The organism is Shewanella goraebulensis (genome assembly GCF_030252245.1).
Lineage (GTDB): Bacteria > Pseudomonadota > Gammaproteobacteria > Enterobacterales > Shewanellaceae > Shewanella > Shewanella goraebulensis.
Genome location: NZ_CP126972.1, coordinates 187,214 through 204,357 on the forward strand (window position 1 = coordinate 187,214; position 17,144 = coordinate 204,357).

Consider the following 17,144-nt stretch of genomic DNA (forward strand, 5'->3'; position numbering starts at 1 on the left):
AAAATTACGTTGGGTCTGTAGCTCAGCTGGTTAGAGCGCACCCCTGATAAGGGTGAGGTCGGTGGTTCAAGTCCACTCTGACCCACCAAAATCTTCTATTCTCCTAAAATGAAGGTTTTGTATTAACGTATTTTGTTTGACTGCATGTAAATGGGGCTATAGCTCAGCTGGGAGAGCGCCTGCCTTGCACGCAGGAGGTCTGCGGTTCGATCCCGCATAGCTCCACCATTTACTTACTTTTATTTAAACGTAAGTCATGCATATTTGGATAGAGACGCCAAAGATAAAGCGACAGCTTTATCTTTGGCTTTTTTAAGCCCGTTCTTTAACAATTTGGAAAGCTGATAGTATTTAATTGCATGAGTCTGTCATGTTAATTAATACAAATCGTATTATTGGGAAGTTAATCCCTTTTCAGTAATACATTGAGTTCTCAAAACACTTTATTAAGTGTCTTGAATATTCTAAAAACTAAGGCGAATTTGTGTACTCGTAAGAGATGCAAATTAGTAATAAACCAGCTAGTTACGGTACAACTTGAGTTTCTTTTGAAACTTATTTGGGTTGTATGGTTAAGTGACTAAGCGTATACGGTGGATGCCTTGGCAGTCAGAGGCGATGAAGGACGTAGTAACTTGCGAAAAGCGTTGGCGAGCTAGTAACAAGCATTTGAGCTAACGATGTCCGAATGGGGAAACCCGGCCACATAAGTGGTCATCATAACGTGAATACATAGCGTTATGAGGCGAACCTGGGGAACTGAAACATCTAAGTACCCAGAGGAAAAGAAATCAACCGAGATTCCCCTAGTAGCGGCGAGCGAACGGGGATTAGCCCTTAAGTCTATGGGGTGTTAGTGGAATGTGTTGGAAAGCACAGCGGCACAGGGTGATAGCCCCGTACATGAAAACTAACCATAGATGAAATCGAGTAAGGCGGGACACGTGACATCCTGTTTGAATATGGGGGGACCATCCTCCAAGGCTAAATACTCCTGACTGACCGATAGTGAACCAGTACCGTGAGGGAAAGGCGAAAAGAACCCCTGTGAGGGGAGTGAAATAGAACCTGAAACCGTGTACGTACAAGCAGTGGGAGCGGTTCTTGAGACCGTGACTGCGTACCTTTTGTATAATGGGTCAGCGACTTACATTTTGTAGCGAGGTTAAGCGAATAGCGGAGCCGTAGGGAAACCGAGTGTTAACTGCGCGTTTAGTTGCAAGGTGTAGACCCGAAACCGAGTGATCTAGCCATGGGCAGGTTGAAGGTTGAGTAACATCAACTGGAGGACCGAACCGACTAATGTTGAAAAATTAGCGGATGACTTGTGGCTGGGGGTGAAAGGCCAATCAAACTCGGAGATATCTGGTTCTCCTCGAAAGCTATTTAGGTAGCGCCTCGAGCGAATACCACTGGGGGTAGAGCACTGTTAAGGCTAGGGGGTCATCCCGACTTACCAACCCTTTGCAAACTCCGAATACCAGTGAGTACTACTCGGGAGACAGACGGCGGGTGCTAACGTCCGTCGTCAAAAGGGAAACAACCCAGACCATCAGCTAAGGTCCCAAAGTTATTGCTAAGTGGGAAACGATGTGGGAAGGCTTAGACAGCTAGGATGTTGGCTTAGAAGCAGCCATCATTTAAAGAAAGCGTAATAGCTCACTAGTCGAGTCGGCCTGCGCGGAAGATTTAACGGGGCTAAGCAATACACCGAAGCTATGGGTTTGCTCTTAGGAGCAAGCGGTAGAGGAGCGTTCTGTAAGCGGTTGAAGGTGAAGGGGTAACCCACACTGGACGTATCAGAAGTGCGAATGCTGACATGAGTAACGATAATGGGGGTGAAAAACCCCCACGCCGAAAGACCAAGGGTTCCTGTCCAACGTTAATCGGGGCAGGGTGAGTCGACCCCTAAGGCGAGGCCGAAAGGCGTAGTCGATGGGAAACAGGTCAATATTCCTGTACTTTTGCTAACTGCGATGGAGAGACGGAGAAGGCTAGGCTAGCGCGGCGTTGGTTGTCCGCGTTTAAGACTGTAGGCTGTTCACTTAGGCAAATCCGGGTGAACACTAGGCTGAGAGTTGATGACGAGTCCCCAAGGGGATGAAGTAGTTGATGCCATGCTTCCAGGAAAATCTTCTAAGCTTCAGGTTAGTAGGAATCGTACCCCAAACCGACACAGGTGGTCGGGTAGAGAATACCAAGGCGCTTGAGAGAACTCGGCTGAAGGAACTAGGCAAAATGGTACCGTAACTTCGGGAGAAGGTACGCTCCTGGCGGTGATGAGACTTGCTCTCTAAGCTGCTGGGAGTCGCAGATACCAGGTGGCTGCAACTGTTTATCAAAAACACAGTACTGTGCAAAATCGCAAGATGACGTATACGGTATGACGCCTGCCCGGTGCTTGAAGGTTAATTGATTGGGTTATCTTCGGAGAAGCTCATGATCGAAGCCCAAGTAAACGGCGGCCGTAACTATAACGGTCCTAAGGTAGCGAAATTCCTTGTCGGGTAAGTTCCGACCTGCACGAATGGCGTAATGATGGCCACGCTGTCTCCAGCCGAGACTCAGTGAAGTTGAAATTGCGGTGAAGATGCCGTATACCCGCGGCTAGACGGAAAGACCCCGTGAACCTTTACTATAGCTTGGCACTGAACATTGAACCTACATGTGTAGGATAGGTGGGAGACTTTGAAGCTTCGTCGCTAGATGGAGTGGAGTCAATCTTGAAATACCACCCTTGTAGTTTTGATGTTCTAACCGCGGCCCCTTATCGGGGTTCGGGACAGTGCCTGGTGGGTAGTTTGACTGGGGCGGTCTCCTCCCAAAGAGTAACGGAGGAGCACGAAGGTTGGCTAAGTACGGTCGGACATCGTACGGTTAGTGCAATGGCATAAGCCAGCTTAACTGCGAGACATACACGTCGAGCAGGTACGAAAGTAGGTCATAGTGATCCGGTGGTTCTGTATGGAAGGGCCATCGCTCAACGGATAAAAGGTACTCCGGGGATAACAGGCTGATACCGCCCAAGAGTTCATATCGACGGCGGTGTTTGGCACCTCGATGTCGGCTCATCACATCCTGGGGCTGAAGTCGGTCCCAAGGGTATGGCTGTTCGCCATTTAAAGTGGTACGCGAGCTGGGTTCAGAACGTCGTGAGACAGTTCGGTCCCTATCTGCCGTGGGCGTTGGATGATTGAAGGAAGCTGCTCCTAGTACGAGAGGACCGGAGTGGACGAACCGCTGGTGTTCGGGTTGTTATGCCAATAGCATTGCCCGGTAGCTACGTTCGGAATCGATAACCGCTGAAAGCATCTAAGCGGGAAGCGAGTCCTAAGATGAGTCATCCCTAGGAATTTAATTCCTCTAAAGAGCCGTTCGAGACTAGGACGTTGATAGGCAGGGTGTGTAAGCGTTGTGAGGCGTTGAGCTAACCTGTACTAATGACTCGTGAGGCTTAACCATACAACCCAGATGAGTTTTTATCTGAGTTGATGGTAACTAGATTTATTACTTACTGTTAAAGGTAAGACTTAGTGAAGAATATAAAGCACTTAATAAAGTAAAACACTCAAACAGCTTTCCGAATTTAGTTAATTGCGATAAGCGATTAACACCGAATTTGCTTGGTGACAATAGCATTGTGGTACCACCTGATCCCATCCCGAACTCAGTAGTGAAACGCAATAGCGCCGATGATAGTGTGGGGTCTCCCCATGTGAAAGTAGGTCATTGCCAAGCGCCTAATTTCTCTTTTTAAGAGAGCAGATAGCCCGTTACTCACGTAACGGGCTTTTTTGTGTCTGTCATTTAAGATATACATCTTCAGAAACGAAGCTAAAGCTCCATTTTAGACATATCAACAGCTGATAGTGTGGTTGATACGCCCATGCGCAAGTAGGTCATTACCAAGCACCTAGTTTCTCTTTTAGAGAGTCGAAAAAGCCCTGACTTAATAGTCAGGGCTTTTTTCGTTTATAGCGAGTAAGAATTAGTGCCGCGAAAGACAGTGTGATTGATATGCCCATGCGCAAATAGGCCAATTGGGACACTGCCAAGCGCCTAGTTTCTCTTTTAAGAGAGTCGAGAAAGTCCTGACTTAACAGTCAGGGCTTTTTTCGTATATAGCGAGTAAGAATTTAGTGCGCGAAAGTCAGTGTGATTGATATGCCCATGTGAAAGTAGGTCATCGCCAAGCGCCTAATTTCTCTTTTCAAGAGAGCAGATAACCCGTGACTGACGTAACGTTTTTTTGGGGCTAAAGTTAGTTATGTTTAGATGTGGTAATGTTTAAGATCTTAAAATTTATCCTCCATTACTTTGCCTAATAGTGTTATTAAAAATGGCAGGGTACAATAGCTCATCATTTTTCTAAGTATTCGTATATGTCTGTTAGCTTAAAACCCTTTAACACTCTATCTTTAGCGCAAAATTGCCAGCAGCTAGTTCAAGTTACTAGCATTGATGAATTTAAGGCAGTATATCTGAATGCTACTAGCCAAAATTCACCTGTGATGATTTTAGGTGGAGGCAGCAATGTTGTCTTCACCAGCGACTTCGATGGCGTGGTGATTAAAGTTGATACTAAAGGTATAGAGGTTTCTGAAGATAACCAATATTTTTATCTGACAGTACAGGCTGGCGAAAACTGGCATTCTTTTGTTCACTTTTGTTTGAAACATGGTTTTCACGGTTTAGAGAATCTAGCACTTATTCCAGGCTCTGTAGGAGCCTCACCAATTCAAAATATTGGTGCTTATGGTGTAGAAATGAATCAATTTTGCGAGCAAGTAGCCTATTTAGATTTAGATTGTTTCGACAGCTATACGTTAACTTCGGATAAATGCCACTTTGGTTACCGTGAATCTATTTTCAAGAGTGAACTTAAAAGCAAAGCGCTAATAACTGAAGTTCAATTCAAACTGCCTAAACTTTGGCAACCGAATTTAACATACGGGCCACTACAGCATTTAAATATTGAAACAGTAACGCCTGAAGCAGTATTTGATGCCGTCTGTGAAGTAAGAAAGAGTAAATTGCCTGACCCATCAATAATTGGCAACGTTGGTAGTTTTTTTAAAAATCCTATTATAGAAGCCTCCGAGTATTTGGAGTTATTAAAAACATATTCTGATTTAGTTGGTTATGCACAGGCGGATGGAAAAATTAAGGTTGCAGCTGGCTGGTTGATAGATGAAGCAGGTTTGAAAGGGTTTAAGGAAGGGCGAGCTGCTGTACATGATAAGCAGGCGTTAGTGCTTGTTAATTTAGATACTGCAGTAGGTGCTGATATTTGTAACTTGGCTAATTCAATCATAGATATTGTGTTTACAAAATTTGGAATTCAATTAGAGCCTGAACCAAGAATTATTGGCTCAACAGGAGAGGTGACTTTGTAATGAATGAGCATTGGGATAAAAAGACACAGATCATCGAATTATTGGACCATAAAGAATATATCTCAGGTGAAGTAATCGCACAAAAAGTCGGCCTTTCTAGAACTGCTGTTAATAATCATATTGCCCAATTAGCTGATTATGGCGTTGATGTATTTAGTGTAAAAGGAAAGGGATATAAATTACCTAAACAGCTGCCGCTTTTTGATAAAACTAAGCTGATAGATAACATCGAAAATCGTTGCTTTTATTTCAACGAAATAGGAAGTACCAATGCATTTATGCTTCAGCATACCGATGAATTGAAAAATGGCGATATCTGTATCGCTGAGTTTCAATCAGCTGGTAGAGGCAGAAGAGGGAGGCAATGGATTTCTCCATATGGGCAACATGTTTATGCCTCAATGTTTTGGCGATTGAGCCAGGGTATGAATGCCGCGATGGGGTTGAGCCTTGTTGTAGCATGTTCAATTGTTAGCGCATTAAAAGAGTTTAATGTTGATGGCTTAGGCGTTAAATGGCCGAATGACATATATCGCGACAATAAGAAGCTTGCTGGTATTTTAATTGAGCTTTCTGGCCATTCAATTGATGAGTGTAACCTGGTGATAGGTTTCGGTATTAATATGAGCATGTCAGATCTGCATGCTCAATTGATTGAGCAACCATGGAGTGACTTAACTTCGCTAAATTCAATGCCTGATAAGACTGCTATGTTGATCGCAATTCATAAGCAACTAAAAGTAGATTTGACTCGTTTTGAATTAGAAGGTTTAGAACCTTTTATACCGCATTGGCAAGAGTACGATTTGTTTTATAATAAAGAAATTAGCTTATTGATGGCGCCGCAGTCGGTATCTGGAGTTTGTAAAGGCATAGACAAACAAGGAGCCGTCCTTGTTGAAACGGATGGTGTGATAAGCCCTTACATTGGCGGTGAGATAAGTCTAAGAGCAAAGTAGGGCAATAATTCTCAGCTATTTACGTAATAAAACGTGGTCGACCAGATGGTTGGCCGCTTTTTTTAGGATTAAATTTGCTCGCTCTCGACTAGGCTTGATGTTGGTCTGTAAGTTTGGCCCATTGATGGTATCCCAAATATGAGCAGCTGTGGCATTGGCTTCGTCATCAGAAAGCTGTGAGTAATGATGAAAGAACGAATTAGGGTCACTGAATGCTCCCTGCCTGAACTTTAAGAAGCGTTGTTGATACCATTCTTTTAATAGTGTTTCTTCTGCATCCACATATATTGAGAAGTCTACATAGTCAGATAGAAAGCTACTTCGACTTTCAGGGCTTGGATCTAAAGCGGTTTGGAGTACGTTTAGGCCTTCAATAATCAAAATGTCTGGCTGGTTTATATTCTGAACTTGATCTGTTAACCGGTCGTACGTGACATGAGAATACAAAGGAGCACTAACATTAGGTTCACCTGCTTTAACTGCAGAAATAAAGTCGATGAGCATTTTCATGTCATAACTTTCAGGAAAACCTTTGCGTTTTAGTAGATTGTTATGTGTAAGCTCTGCTAATGGATATAAAAAACCATCAGTGGTTACCAGTTCGACTTTAGGATGTTCTGGCCAGCGTTGCAGAAGTGTTTGTAAAATTCGTGCTGTGGTACTTTTACCTACAGCGACGCTACCAGAAATACTGATGATATAGGGTGATTTTGTTGGCTTGTGATCTAAGAATTGATCAAGGACAACGCCGCGCTGTTGCTTTGAATCAATGATAAGGTTTAGTAATCGGCTAAGGGGTAGATATATGTCAGTAACTTCATCTAATGAGAGCTGTTCGTTCATGCCACGTAAGTTAGCTAACTCTTCTTCGCTGAGTGTCAAAGGCACAGAATTTCGTAATTCGGCCCATTGTTGGCGAAGAAATGAAAAATAAAGTGCTTGATGTAATGTATTGTTGGCTGTCATATCTTCCTTTCCTTAGGTCAGGCACAGTACACCACCAATTTATTTTGAACAATAGCTAAAGTCATCTTACTTATAGAGACTTGAACAAATTGCTTTATTTTTATCCTTCTTTATAAAATAAAGCCCAAAAAAGCGACATTTAAGACTTTTTTTAGCTTTTTTATGCATTTCCTATTGCACTTGCGCCAACATTTACCTAATATCCGTTTCCGAAATGATTAGCCGGCATAGCTCAGTTGGTAGAGCAACTGACTTGTAATCAGTAGGTCCCGAGTTCGACTCTTGGTGCCGGCACCATTTTTCTGGAGGGGTTCCCGAGTGGCCAAAGGGATCAGACTGTAAATCTGACGGCTCAGCCTTCGAAGGTTCGAATCCTTCTCCCTCCACCATTTTTAAAGGTAGTTAGGTAGCCTTATTCAGGTTGCGCGGATGTCGTATAATGGTATTACTCCAGCCTTCCAAGCTGATAACGCGGGTTCGATTCCCGCCATCCGCTCCAAATTGCTGAACGACTTGATTGCTTAATAGTTCGTTTAAAAGAACTATTAAGTCAATCAAATCCTTTAAATCAGCACGCCCTGTCTTATGCTAAACTTAATCACCAATAACTAATCGATTCGATGTCATTTCATGCATCGGATTTTTTCTATATGTGTTTTCATTACCAAGACTCTGGATTGAGGCAATATCATGGCTAAAGAAAAATTTGAACGTAGTAAACCACACGTAAACGTGGGTACAATTGGTCACGTTGACCATGGTAAAACTACTCTAACCGCTGCTATCTCAGCAGTATTGACCAAAGTCTACGGTGGTGAAGCTCGTGATTTCGCTCAAATCGATAACGCTCCAGAAGAGCGCGAGCGTGGTATTACAATTAATACTTCTCACATCGAATATGACACACCTACACGTCACTACGCACACGTAGATTGTCCTGGTCACGCCGATTATGTTAAAAACATGATTACTGGTGCTGCTCAAATGGACGGTGCTATCTTAGTAGTTGCTGCTACAGATGGTCCAATGCCACAAACACGTGAGCACATCCTGCTTTCACGTCAGGTTGGTGTACCTTTCATCATCGTATTCATGAACAAATGTGACATGGTTGACGATGAAGAACTACTTGAATTAGTAGAAATGGAAGTTCGTGAACTTCTTTCTGAGTATGACTTCCCAGGTGATGACTTACCAGTTATCCAAGGTTCTGCGCTTAAAGCTCTTGAAGGCGACGAAGCTTGGGAACCAAAGATCATCGAACTAGCTGAAGCTTTAGATTCGTACATCCCAGAGCCAGAGCGTGACATTGATAAGCCGTTCCTACTTCCTATTGAAGATGTTTTCTCAATTTCAGGTCGTGGTACAGTTGTTACTGGTCGTGTTGAGCGTGGTATCATCCGCGTTGGTGAAGAAGTTGAAATCGTTGGTGTTAAAGACACGACTAAGACTACTTGTACTGGTGTTGAAATGTTCCGCAAGCTTCTTGACGAAGGTCGTGCTGGCGAAAACTGTGGTGTTCTTTTACGTGGTACTAAGCGTGAAGATGTTGAGCGTGGTCAAGTATTGGCACAGCCAGGTACTATCACTCCTCACACTACATTCGAATCAGAAGTATACGTGTTAAGCAAAGAAGAAGGCGGACGTCACACTCCATTCTTCAAAGGCTACCGTCCACAGTTCTACTTCCGTACAACTGACGTAACTGGTACTATCGAGCTTCCAGAAGGCGTAGAAATGGTAATGCCTGGTGATAACATCAAGATGGTTGTTACACTAATCTACCCAATCGCGATGGACGACGGTTTACGTTTCGCTATCCGTGAAGGTGGCCGTACTGTTGGTGCTGGTGTTGTAGCTAAAATCGTTGCTTAATAGCGACCTTTAGTAAACACTTTAAAAAGGAAGCTTCGGCTTCCTTTTTTTGTTTTACAGATTTTTTTTAAGTTTTGCTTATGTTCTCAAGTGTCGACCTTGCGAACTGACGAGAATAAGAATACAATCTATGGCCGATTTTTGACCCTGAGCTGATGCTTTTCGTGGCTAAACTCGGAAGTACTATTTGATAAAATGGTACATATTTATCAAATTTAAGCTCAGGTCTTAGTGAGTAACGGAACCAACCGATGACGACAAATACTGAAAACCAGAATAATCCTCTGGATATTGTTAAGTGGGGCATTGCAGTTATATTGATTGCCGCCGCTGTTATTGGCAACCAAGCATTTGGCGAAGCCAGTGTTGTAGTACGCGCATTAGGCGTAATTGTTGCCTTTGTTATTGCAGGCTTTATTGCTCTGCAAACTGTGAAAGGTAAAGAAGCTTTATCTTTCGCTCGTGAAGCTCACATTGAAGTACGTAAAGTGGTTTGGCCTACGCGTCAAGAAGCGCTAAACACAACATTCATTGTTCTTGCTGCAACAGCTGTCGTAGCCGTTATCCTTTGGGGTTTCGACTGGGTACTATTGCGCGTTGTTAACCTAATTACTGGCGTATAGGCATTTACATGACTGAAGCAACAGAAGCTAAAAAAAGATGGTATGTCATTCAAGCATTCTCTGGCTATGAAGGCCGAGTGGTAAAAACTTTGCTTGAACATATTAAGATGCACAACATGGAAGATTACTTCGCAGAGGTTCTTGTACCGACTGAAGAAGTAGTTGAAATGCGTGATGGTCAACGTCGCAAAAGCGAGCGTAAATTCTTCCCTGGCTATGTATTAGTCCAGATGGAAATGAATGACGAAAGCTGGCACTTAGTGAAAAGCATTCCACGTGTAATGGGCTTCATTGGTGGGACGTCAGATCGTCCAGCACCTATTTCAGATAGGGAAGCGGATGCCATTCTTCAGCGTTTACAAGATACCGTCGAGTCTCCAACTCATCGCGTTATGTTTGAACCTGGTGAAGTTGTTCGTGTTAACGATGGTCCATTTGCTGACTTTAATGGCACTATCGAAGAAGTTGATTACGATAAAAACCGTGTCAAGGTTTCAGTAATGATCTTCGGTCGTTCAACTCCTGTAGAGTTAGACTTCCAGCAAGTTGAAAAGAACTGATTAAATTAAATACAAATAGTGTTTGTTTGCGGGTGCGGATTTTAGTATAATCCGCACCCGTTGTTTTCAAGGGGAGCTCATTGGCATGTAGCCGATAGCGTTTGAACCCAAATTGAGGAAATGTCGACATGGCAAAGAAAATTGAAGCTTATATTAAGCTACAAGTAGCAGCCGGTGCTGCAAACCCGTCTCCACCAGTTGGTCCTGCTCTAGGTCAAAAAGGTGTGAACATCATGGAATTCTGTAAAGCATTCAACGCTCGTACTGAAAAGTTCGACAAAGGTATGCCGATTCCTGTAGTTATCACTGTATACAACGATCGTTCTTTCACGTTCGAAACTAAGACTCCTCCAGCATCTTTCTTATTGTTGAAAGCTGCCGGTCTAAAGTCTGGTTCTGGCCGTCCAAATACCGAGAAAGTTGGAACTATCAAGCGCAGCGCTGTTCAGGAAATTGCTGAAACTAAAGCGGCTGATATGACTGGTGCTGATGTTGAAGCTATGATGCGTTCAATTGAAGGTACTGCACGTTCAATGGGTTTGGTAGTAGAGGACTAATATAATGGCAAAGCTAACTAAGCGCATGCGCGTAATCCGCGAGAAAATCGACGGAACTAAAAGCTACGATATCAATGAAGCTGTTTCTTTATTAAAAGAACTTGCTACTGCTAAATTCGTAGAAAGTGTTGACGTTGCTGTTAACCTAGGTATTGACCCTCGTAAATCAGACCAAAACGTTCGTGGCGCTACAGTATTACCACATGGTACTGGCCGTGAAGTTCGTGTTGCTGTGTTCACACAGGGCGCAAACGCTGAAGCAGCTAAAGAAGCTGGTGCAGAGTTAGTTGGTATGGACGAGCTAGCTGCACAAGTTAAAGCTGGCGAAATGAACTTCGACGTAGTGATCGCATCTCCAGATGCAATGCGCGTTGTTGGTCAGTTAGGTCAAATCTTAGGCCCACGTGGTCTAATGCCTAACCCTAAAACTGGTACAGTAACGCCAAACGTTGCTGATGCAGTTAAAAATGCCAAAGCCGGTCAAGTTCGTTACCGTAACGACAAGAATGGTATTATCCACACTACTATCGGTAAAGTGGATTTTGAACCAGCACAGCTTAAAGAAAACTTAGAAGCGTTAGTCGCAGCACTGAAAAAGGCTAAGCCTGCAGTTGCTAAAGGCGTATACGTGAAAAAAGTCAGCATCTCTACCACTATGGGTGCAGGTGTTGTGGTTGACCAAGCTACATTGGAAGACCTTAAGTAATATACAAAGTGAGTGGGTTAGTGTATAATCCGCGCACTTTGTGGGTTGAGGTCTGTTTTTGACAACGTTAAAAACAGATTTCCGTCCAAGACCGTAGGTGTTTTCTTAGGATAACTTAATTTCCTACGTAGACGGTGTCAGACCCCCCAGATAGATTTTGTTCTGCTGGAAATCTGCACCGTAAGTCGTTAAACACATAAGTGTTTAATATGGTAAATACTAGGGATATCCCTAGGTAGAATCCAGGAGTAAAGCCAATGGCATTAAGACTCGAAGACAAAAAAGCGATTGTTGCTGAAGTCAACGAAGCAGCCAAAGGTGCTTTATCTGCAGTTGTTGCCGATTCACGCGGTGTAACTGTAGGTGAGATGACCGGTCTGCGTAAAGCAGCTCGTGAAGCTGGTGTTTATGTACGCGTAGTACGTAATACATTAGTTAAACGCGCTGTAGCTGGTACTGATTTTGAGTGCCTGTCTGACACGTTTACTGGTCCTACTTTAATTGCATTTTCTACTGAGCACCCAGGTGCTGCAGCGCGTCTTCTAAAAGATTTCGCAACTGCACAAGAAAAGTTTGAAATTAAAGCAGCAGCCTTTGAAGGGGAAGTAATCCCTGCAGCAGATATTGATCGTTTAGCGAAATTACCAACTTACGACGAAGCACTAGCTCAGTTGATGATGACTATGAAAGAAGCATCTGCTGGCAAGTTTGTTCGTACATTGGCCGCTCTTCGCGATCAAAAAGAAGCAGCATAATATTTTATTAGCCGCTTAAATTAATTGAATTCAGTACAATAGGAATTTTTTGTTATGTCTATCACAAAAGACCAAATCTTAGAAGCTTTCGCAGAAATGTCTGTAATGGAAGTTGTTGAACTAATCGAAGCAATGGAAGAAAAATTCGGCGTTTCTGCTGCAGCTGCTGCTGTTGCTGTTGGCGGCGACGCTGGCGGTGCTGCTGCTGAGCAAACCGAATTTGACGTTGTTATGACTTCATTCGGTGCTAACAAAGTTGCTGTAATTAAAGCACTTCGTGGCGCTACAGGTCTTGGCCTGAAAGAAGCTAAAGCAATGGCTGAGTCTGCACCAGTTGCGGTTAAAGAAGCTATCACTAAAGAAGAAGCAGAAGCCCTTAAAGGCGATTTAGAAGCTGCTGGCGCTGAAGTAGAAGTTAAGTAAGTTATACTCTAACTTACCACCTCCCGAGTAATCGGGCGGAGGCTGGCGGTTTTTTAACCGTCGGCCTTTTTTGCGCTATATGCGCAGGCGATTTTTTATTCACCGTTTGTCGCCAGTTATTAGCAGTTCCTAGCAGAGATTACTGGTTAGGTTCTTGCCATCAACGGTGATGGGCAAACGTGCTGATTTAATCTTTGTATTATTTCAGTCTTGGTCACATCTCGTAAGTAGAGGAAACCCATGGTTTACTCCTATTCTGAAAAGAAGCGTATTCGTAAAGACTTTGGCAAACGTCCAAAAGTTTTGGATATTCCGTACCTGTTGTCTATTCAATTAGACTCTTTTAAGAAGTTCACCGATCAAGATCCTACGGGTGAACGCGGCTTTGAAGCTGCATTCCGTAGCGTTTTTCCCATCAAGAGCTTTTCTGGCAACTCTGAACTGCAATATGTCAGTTACAAGCTAGGCGAGCCAGTTTTTGATGTGAAAGAGTGTCAGATCCGCGGTGTTACATATTCAGCTCCATTACGCGTTAAATTGCGTATGGTTTTATATGACCGTGAAGCTGCACCAGGCACAGTTAAAGATATTAAAGAACAAGAAGTCTATATGGGTGATATCCCATTAATGACTGATAATGGTACTTTTGTTATCAATGGTACTGAGCGTGTGATCGTGTCTCAGTTACACCGTTCTCCAGGTGTATTCTTTGATCATGACCGTGGTAAAACCCACTCTTCTGGTAAGGTGCTTTATAACGCACGTATTATTCCTTACCGTGGTTCATGGCTTGACTTTGAATTTGATCCAAAAGATGCCTTATTTGTACGTATTGACCGTCGCCGTAAATTACCAGCGACTATCATCTTACGTGCATTAGAGTTTTCTACTCAAGAAATCTTAGACTTATTCTTTGAACGTATTGAGTTCAAGATTAAGCAAGATTCACTTGTTATGGCACTTGTGCCAGATCGCCTTCGTGGTGAGACTGCAAGCTACGACATCAAAGACTCGGATGGCAACTTATTAGTTGAAACTGGTCGTCGTATTACTGCTCGTCACATCAGACAGCTTGAAAAATCCAACACAACTGAACTTGAAGTACCAGTTGATTACATTGTTGGTAAATATGCTGCTCAAGATTACATTGATGAAGATACTGGTGAAGTACTTGTTAGCGCAAATGCTGAAATCACCCTTGAAGACCTAGCTAAACTTTCTTTAGCGGGTATTAAAGAAGTTGATACTTTGTTTATCAACGATCTTGATCATGGTGCATATATCTCAGACACATTACGTATTGATTCTACAACTAACCGCTTAGAAGCATTAGTTGAAATCTACCGCATGATGCGTCCTGGTGAGCCACCAACCAAAGATGCAGCTGAAGGCTTATTCCAGAACTTGTTCTTCAGTGAAGAACGTTATGACTTATCTAAAGTAGGTCGTATGAAGTTCAACCGTCGTCTTGAGATTTCTGAAGATGAAGGTGCAGGCGTACTGTCTAAAGAAGACATCGTACACGTTATGAAGAAAATCATCGAAATCCGTAACGGTTACGATGAAGTCGACGATATTGACCATCTAGGTAACCGTCGTATTCGTAGCGTTGGTGAAATGGCTGAAAACCAATTCCGTGTTGGTCTAGTTCGTGTTGAGCGTGCTGTTCGTGAACGTCTATCTTTAGGCGATCTGAATGAGCTTATGCCACAAGATCTAATCAATGCTAAGCCTATTTCTGCGGCTGTGAAAGAATTCTTTGGTTCTTCACAGTTGTCACAGTTTATGGACCAAAACAACCCGTTGTCAGAAGTGACGCATAAGCGTCGTATCTCGGCACTTGGTCCTGGTGGTTTAACACGTGAACGTGCTGGTTTCGAAGTACGTGACGTACATCCAACTCACTACGGTCGTTTATGTCCAATCGAAACGCCAGAGGGACCAAACATTGGTCTAATTAACTCGTTGGCAAGTTTCGCTCGTACTAACTCGTATGGCTTCCTGGAAACGCCTTATCGAAAGGTTGTTGACTGTGTGGTTACTGATGAAGTTGAATACTTATCAGCAATCGAAGAAGGCCGTTATGTGATTGCGCAGGCAAACATCGAAATTGATTCTTCAAACCGTATGCTTGAAGAGCAAATCGCATGTCGTCATAAAGGTGAATCTACCTTTATGCGTGCTGCTGATATCCAATATATGGATGTATCACCACAACAGATCATTTCTGTTGCGGCATCACTTATTCCGTTCTTAGAACACGATGATGCTAACCGTGCATTGATGGGTGCAAACATGCAACGTCAAGCCGTACCTACTTTAAGAGCTGATAAGCCTCTTGTTGGTACTGGTATTGAGCGTACTCTTGCTGTTGACTCAGGTGTTGTTGTAGCTGCGAAGCGTGGCGGTGTTATCGACTATGTTGATGCTAGCCGTATCGTAGTGAAAGTTAACGAAGCAGAATTGACTCCAGGTGAAGCTGGTATCGATATCTACAACTTGACTAAATACACTCGTTCTAACCAAAACACTTGTATTAACCAACGTCCTTGTTGTTCTGTTGGTGATCCAATTGTTCGTGGTGATGTATTAGCCGATGGCCCGTCTACCGATTTAGGTGACTTGGCTCTTGGTCAAAATATGCGTATCGCATTCATGCCTTGGAACGGTTATAACTTCGAAGATTCGATCTTAATCTCTGAGCGCGTAGCGCAAGAGGATCGTTTCACTACTATTCATATCCAAGAGCTTTCATGTATTGCTCGTGATACGAAATTAGGTAGCGAAGAAATTACTGCTGATATTCCAAATGTAGGTGAATCTGCACTGTCTAAACTAGATGAGTCAGGTATCGTTTACATCGGTGCAGAAGTTAAAGGCGGCGACATTCTAGTTGGTAAAGTGACACCTAAAGGTGAAACACAGCTGACTCCAGAAGAGAAGCTTTTGCGTGCAATCTTCGGTGAAAAAGCTTCTGACGTTAAGGACAGCTCATTACGTGTTCCTAACTCAGTTAAAGGGACTATCATCGATGTTCAAGTTTTCACTCGTGACGGTATCGAAAAAGATAAACGTGCGCTTGAAATTGAAGAGATGCATGTTAGCCAAGCGCGTAAAGATTTAGGCGAAGAGTTCGAAATCCTTGAAGAAGGTGTTTTGAGCCGTGCACGTAATTTATTACTATCTGTTGGTTTCTCTCAAGCTAAATTAGCTGAGTTACCACGTAAAGATGTATTAATTCAAGTTATCGATGACGAAGTTAAGCAAACTGAGCTTGAGCAATTAGCCGAGCAACATGAAGAGCTTAAAGCTGACTTCGATAAGAAGTTTGAAGTTAAACGTCGCAAAATCACCCAAGGTGATGACTTAGCACCTGGCGTACTTAAGATTGTTAAGGTTTACCTTGCAGTTAAACGTACTATCCAGCCTGGTGATAAGATGGCGGGTCGTCACGGTAACAAAGGTGTAATCTCTAAGATTTGCCCTATCGAAGACATGCCATACGATGAAACTGGTGATCCAGTTGATATCGTACTAAACCCATTGGGCGTACCATCGCGTATGAACATTGGTCAGGTACTAGAAGTTCACTTAGGTGCTGCTGCTAAGGGTATCGGTAATCGTATTACTGCTATGCTTGAAGAGCAACGTGAACTTGCTGAACTGCGCGACTACATCCGCCAAGTATATGAATTAGGTGACGAAGTTCTACAGAAAGTCGACATCAACTCATTCACTGACGATGAAGTATTGCGTCTGGCTAAAAACCTTAAAGGTGGTTTACCAGTTGCTACGCCAGCTTTCGATGGTGCTAAAGAGAAAGAGATCAAGCAAATGCTTGAACTTGCAGGCTTACCTGATTCTGGCCAGTTAACATTATGTGACGGCCGTACCGGTAACGAATTTGAGCGTAAAGTAACTGTTGGTTACATGTACATGCTCAAATTGAACCACTTAGTTGATGACAAGATGCACGCCCGTTCTACCGGTTCGTACAGCTTAGTTACACAACAACCATTGGGCGGTAAAGCTCAATTCGGTGGTCAGCGTTTCGGTGAGATGGAAGTATGGGCACTAGAAGCATACGGTGCTGCATATACTCTTCAGGAAATGCTAACGGTTAAATCAGATGACGTTAATGGTCGTACTCAGATGTATAAAAACATCGTCGACGGTAACCATCAGATGCACCCAGGCATGCCTGAGTCTTTCAACGTATTGTTGAAGGAAATTCGTTCACTTGGTATTAATATCGAGTTGGATCAAGAGTAAGCATCGCTCTTAAGCAATGTTTGGTAACCAAGGATGCTTTGCTTAGCAAAGC

Annotated in this window: 11 protein-coding genes, 5 tRNA genes and 2 rRNA genes; 17 read left to right on the forward strand and 1 reads right to left on the reverse strand. The window is 43.2% G+C overall.

What is annotated here, in order from left to right; genetic code table 11:
* Positions 1–11 precede the first annotated feature (11 nt).
* From QPX86_RS00890 to birA, 6 genes are all read left to right on the forward strand, one after another.
* A tRNA-Ile gene (locus QPX86_RS00890) sits at positions 12–88 on the forward strand.
* 64 nt (positions 89–152) lie between these two features.
* Positions 153–228 (forward strand) — tRNA-Ala (locus QPX86_RS00895).
* A gap of 342 nt (positions 229–570) precedes the next feature.
* Positions 571–3,462, forward strand: a 23S ribosomal RNA gene (locus QPX86_RS00900).
* Positions 3,463–3,622: 160 nt separating this feature from the next.
* Positions 3,623–3,738, forward strand: a 5S ribosomal RNA gene (gene rrf / locus QPX86_RS00905).
* Between the two features lie 644 nt (positions 3,739–4,382).
* Entirely contained in the window at positions 4,383–5,396 is a 1,014-nt protein-coding gene (murB, locus tag QPX86_RS00910) for a UDP-N-acetylmuramate dehydrogenase (protein WP_285163861.1), read from the forward strand.
* Entirely contained in the window at positions 5,396–6,355 is a 960-nt protein-coding gene (gene birA / locus QPX86_RS00915) for a bifunctional biotin--[acetyl-CoA-carboxylase] ligase/biotin operon repressor BirA (protein ID WP_285163862.1), read from the forward strand. The genes murB and birA overlap by 1 nt, the downstream gene beginning before the upstream one ends.
* 15 nt (positions 6,356–6,370) lie before the next feature.
* Here birA and coaA read toward each other — a convergent pair whose 3' ends face one another.
* Positions 6,371–7,321, reverse strand: coding sequence for a type I pantothenate kinase (gene coaA, locus QPX86_RS00920; RefSeq protein ID WP_285163863.1), 951 nt, complete (start codon positions 7,319–7,321; stop codon positions 6,371–6,373).
* 221 nt (positions 7,322–7,542) lie between these two features.
* On the opposite strand from coaA, the gene QPX86_RS00925 reads away from it, so the two are divergent.
* From QPX86_RS00925 to rpoB, 11 genes are all read left to right on the forward strand, one after another.
* Positions 7,543–7,618, forward strand: a tRNA-Thr gene (locus QPX86_RS00925).
* A gap of 7 nt (positions 7,619–7,625) precedes the next feature.
* Positions 7,626–7,710: transfer RNA gene (locus QPX86_RS00930), tRNA-Tyr, on the forward strand.
* A 36-nt stretch (positions 7,711–7,746) separates the two neighbouring features.
* A tRNA-Gly gene (locus tag QPX86_RS00935) sits at positions 7,747–7,820 on the forward strand.
* A 191-nt stretch (positions 7,821–8,011) separates the two neighbouring features.
* Complete coding sequence (gene tuf, locus QPX86_RS00940) at positions 8,012–9,196, forward strand: elongation factor Tu (RefSeq protein ID WP_220755189.1); 1,185 nt, start codon at positions 8,012–8,014, stop codon at positions 9,194–9,196.
* Between the two features lie 251 nt (positions 9,197–9,447).
* On the forward strand, positions 9,448–9,819 hold the full coding sequence (secE, locus tag QPX86_RS00945; RefSeq protein WP_220755190.1) for a preprotein translocase subunit SecE: 372 nt from the start codon (positions 9,448–9,450) through the stop codon (positions 9,817–9,819).
* An 8-nt stretch (positions 9,820–9,827) separates the two neighbouring features.
* A complete protein-coding gene (nusG, locus tag QPX86_RS00950) occupies positions 9,828–10,379 on the forward strand; it encodes a transcription termination/antitermination protein NusG (RefSeq protein WP_153916628.1) in 552 nt (183 codons plus the stop codon).
* 128 nt (positions 10,380–10,507) lie between these two features.
* Positions 10,508–10,936: a 50S ribosomal protein L11 gene (gene rplK, locus QPX86_RS00955; protein ID WP_055026515.1), complete on the forward strand. Its 429-nt coding sequence runs from the start codon at positions 10,508–10,510 to the stop codon at positions 10,934–10,936.
* A 4-nt stretch (positions 10,937–10,940) separates the two neighbouring features.
* Positions 10,941–11,642, forward strand: coding sequence for a 50S ribosomal protein L1 (gene rplA, locus QPX86_RS00960; protein WP_220755191.1), 702 nt, complete (start codon positions 10,941–10,943; stop codon positions 11,640–11,642).
* 257 nt (positions 11,643–11,899) lie between these two features.
* Entirely contained in the window at positions 11,900–12,397 is a 498-nt protein-coding gene (gene rplJ, locus QPX86_RS00965) for a 50S ribosomal protein L10 (RefSeq protein WP_220755192.1), read from the forward strand.
* Positions 12,398–12,451: 54 nt separating this feature from the next.
* Positions 12,452–12,820, forward strand: coding sequence for a 50S ribosomal protein L7/L12 (gene rplL / locus QPX86_RS00970; RefSeq protein WP_153916631.1), 369 nt, complete (start codon positions 12,452–12,454; stop codon positions 12,818–12,820).
* Between the two features lie 240 nt (positions 12,821–13,060).
* Complete coding sequence (gene rpoB, locus QPX86_RS00975; RefSeq protein ID WP_220755193.1) at positions 13,061–17,092, forward strand: DNA-directed RNA polymerase subunit beta; 4,032 nt, start codon at positions 13,061–13,063, stop codon at positions 17,090–17,092.
* The last annotated feature ends 52 nt before the right edge of the window (positions 17,093–17,144 follow it).

Bases quoted from the DNA above. Each gene is read 5' to 3' on its own strand.
- coaA (WP_285163863.1), bottom strand. From the start codon at position 7,321: ATGACAGCCAACAATACATTACATCAAGCACTTTATTTTTCATTTCTT.
- tuf (WP_220755189.1), top strand. From the start codon at position 8,012: ATGGCTAAAGAAAAATTTGAACGTAGTAAACCACACGTAAACGTGGGT.
- rplL (WP_153916631.1), top strand. From the start codon at position 12,452: ATGTCTATCACAAAAGACCAAATCTTAGAAGCTTTCGCAGAAATGTCT.
- birA (WP_285163862.1), top strand. From the start codon at position 5,396: ATGAATGAGCATTGGGATAAAAAGACACAGATCATCGAATTATTGGAC.
- secE (WP_220755190.1), top strand. From the start codon at position 9,448: ATGACGACAAATACTGAAAACCAGAATAATCCTCTGGATATTGTTAAG.
- murB (WP_285163861.1), top strand. From the start codon at position 4,383: ATGTCTGTTAGCTTAAAACCCTTTAACACTCTATCTTTAGCGCAAAAT.
- rpoB (WP_220755193.1), top strand. From the start codon at position 13,061: ATGGTTTACTCCTATTCTGAAAAGAAGCGTATTCGTAAAGACTTTGGC.
- rplJ (WP_220755192.1), top strand. From the start codon at position 11,900: ATGGCATTAAGACTCGAAGACAAAAAAGCGATTGTTGCTGAAGTCAAC.
- rplA (WP_220755191.1), top strand. From the start codon at position 10,941: ATGGCAAAGCTAACTAAGCGCATGCGCGTAATCCGCGAGAAAATCGAC.
- nusG (WP_153916628.1), top strand. From the start codon at position 9,828: ATGACTGAAGCAACAGAAGCTAAAAAAAGATGGTATGTCATTCAAGCA.
- rplK (WP_055026515.1), top strand. From the start codon at position 10,508: ATGGCAAAGAAAATTGAAGCTTATATTAAGCTACAAGTAGCAGCCGGT.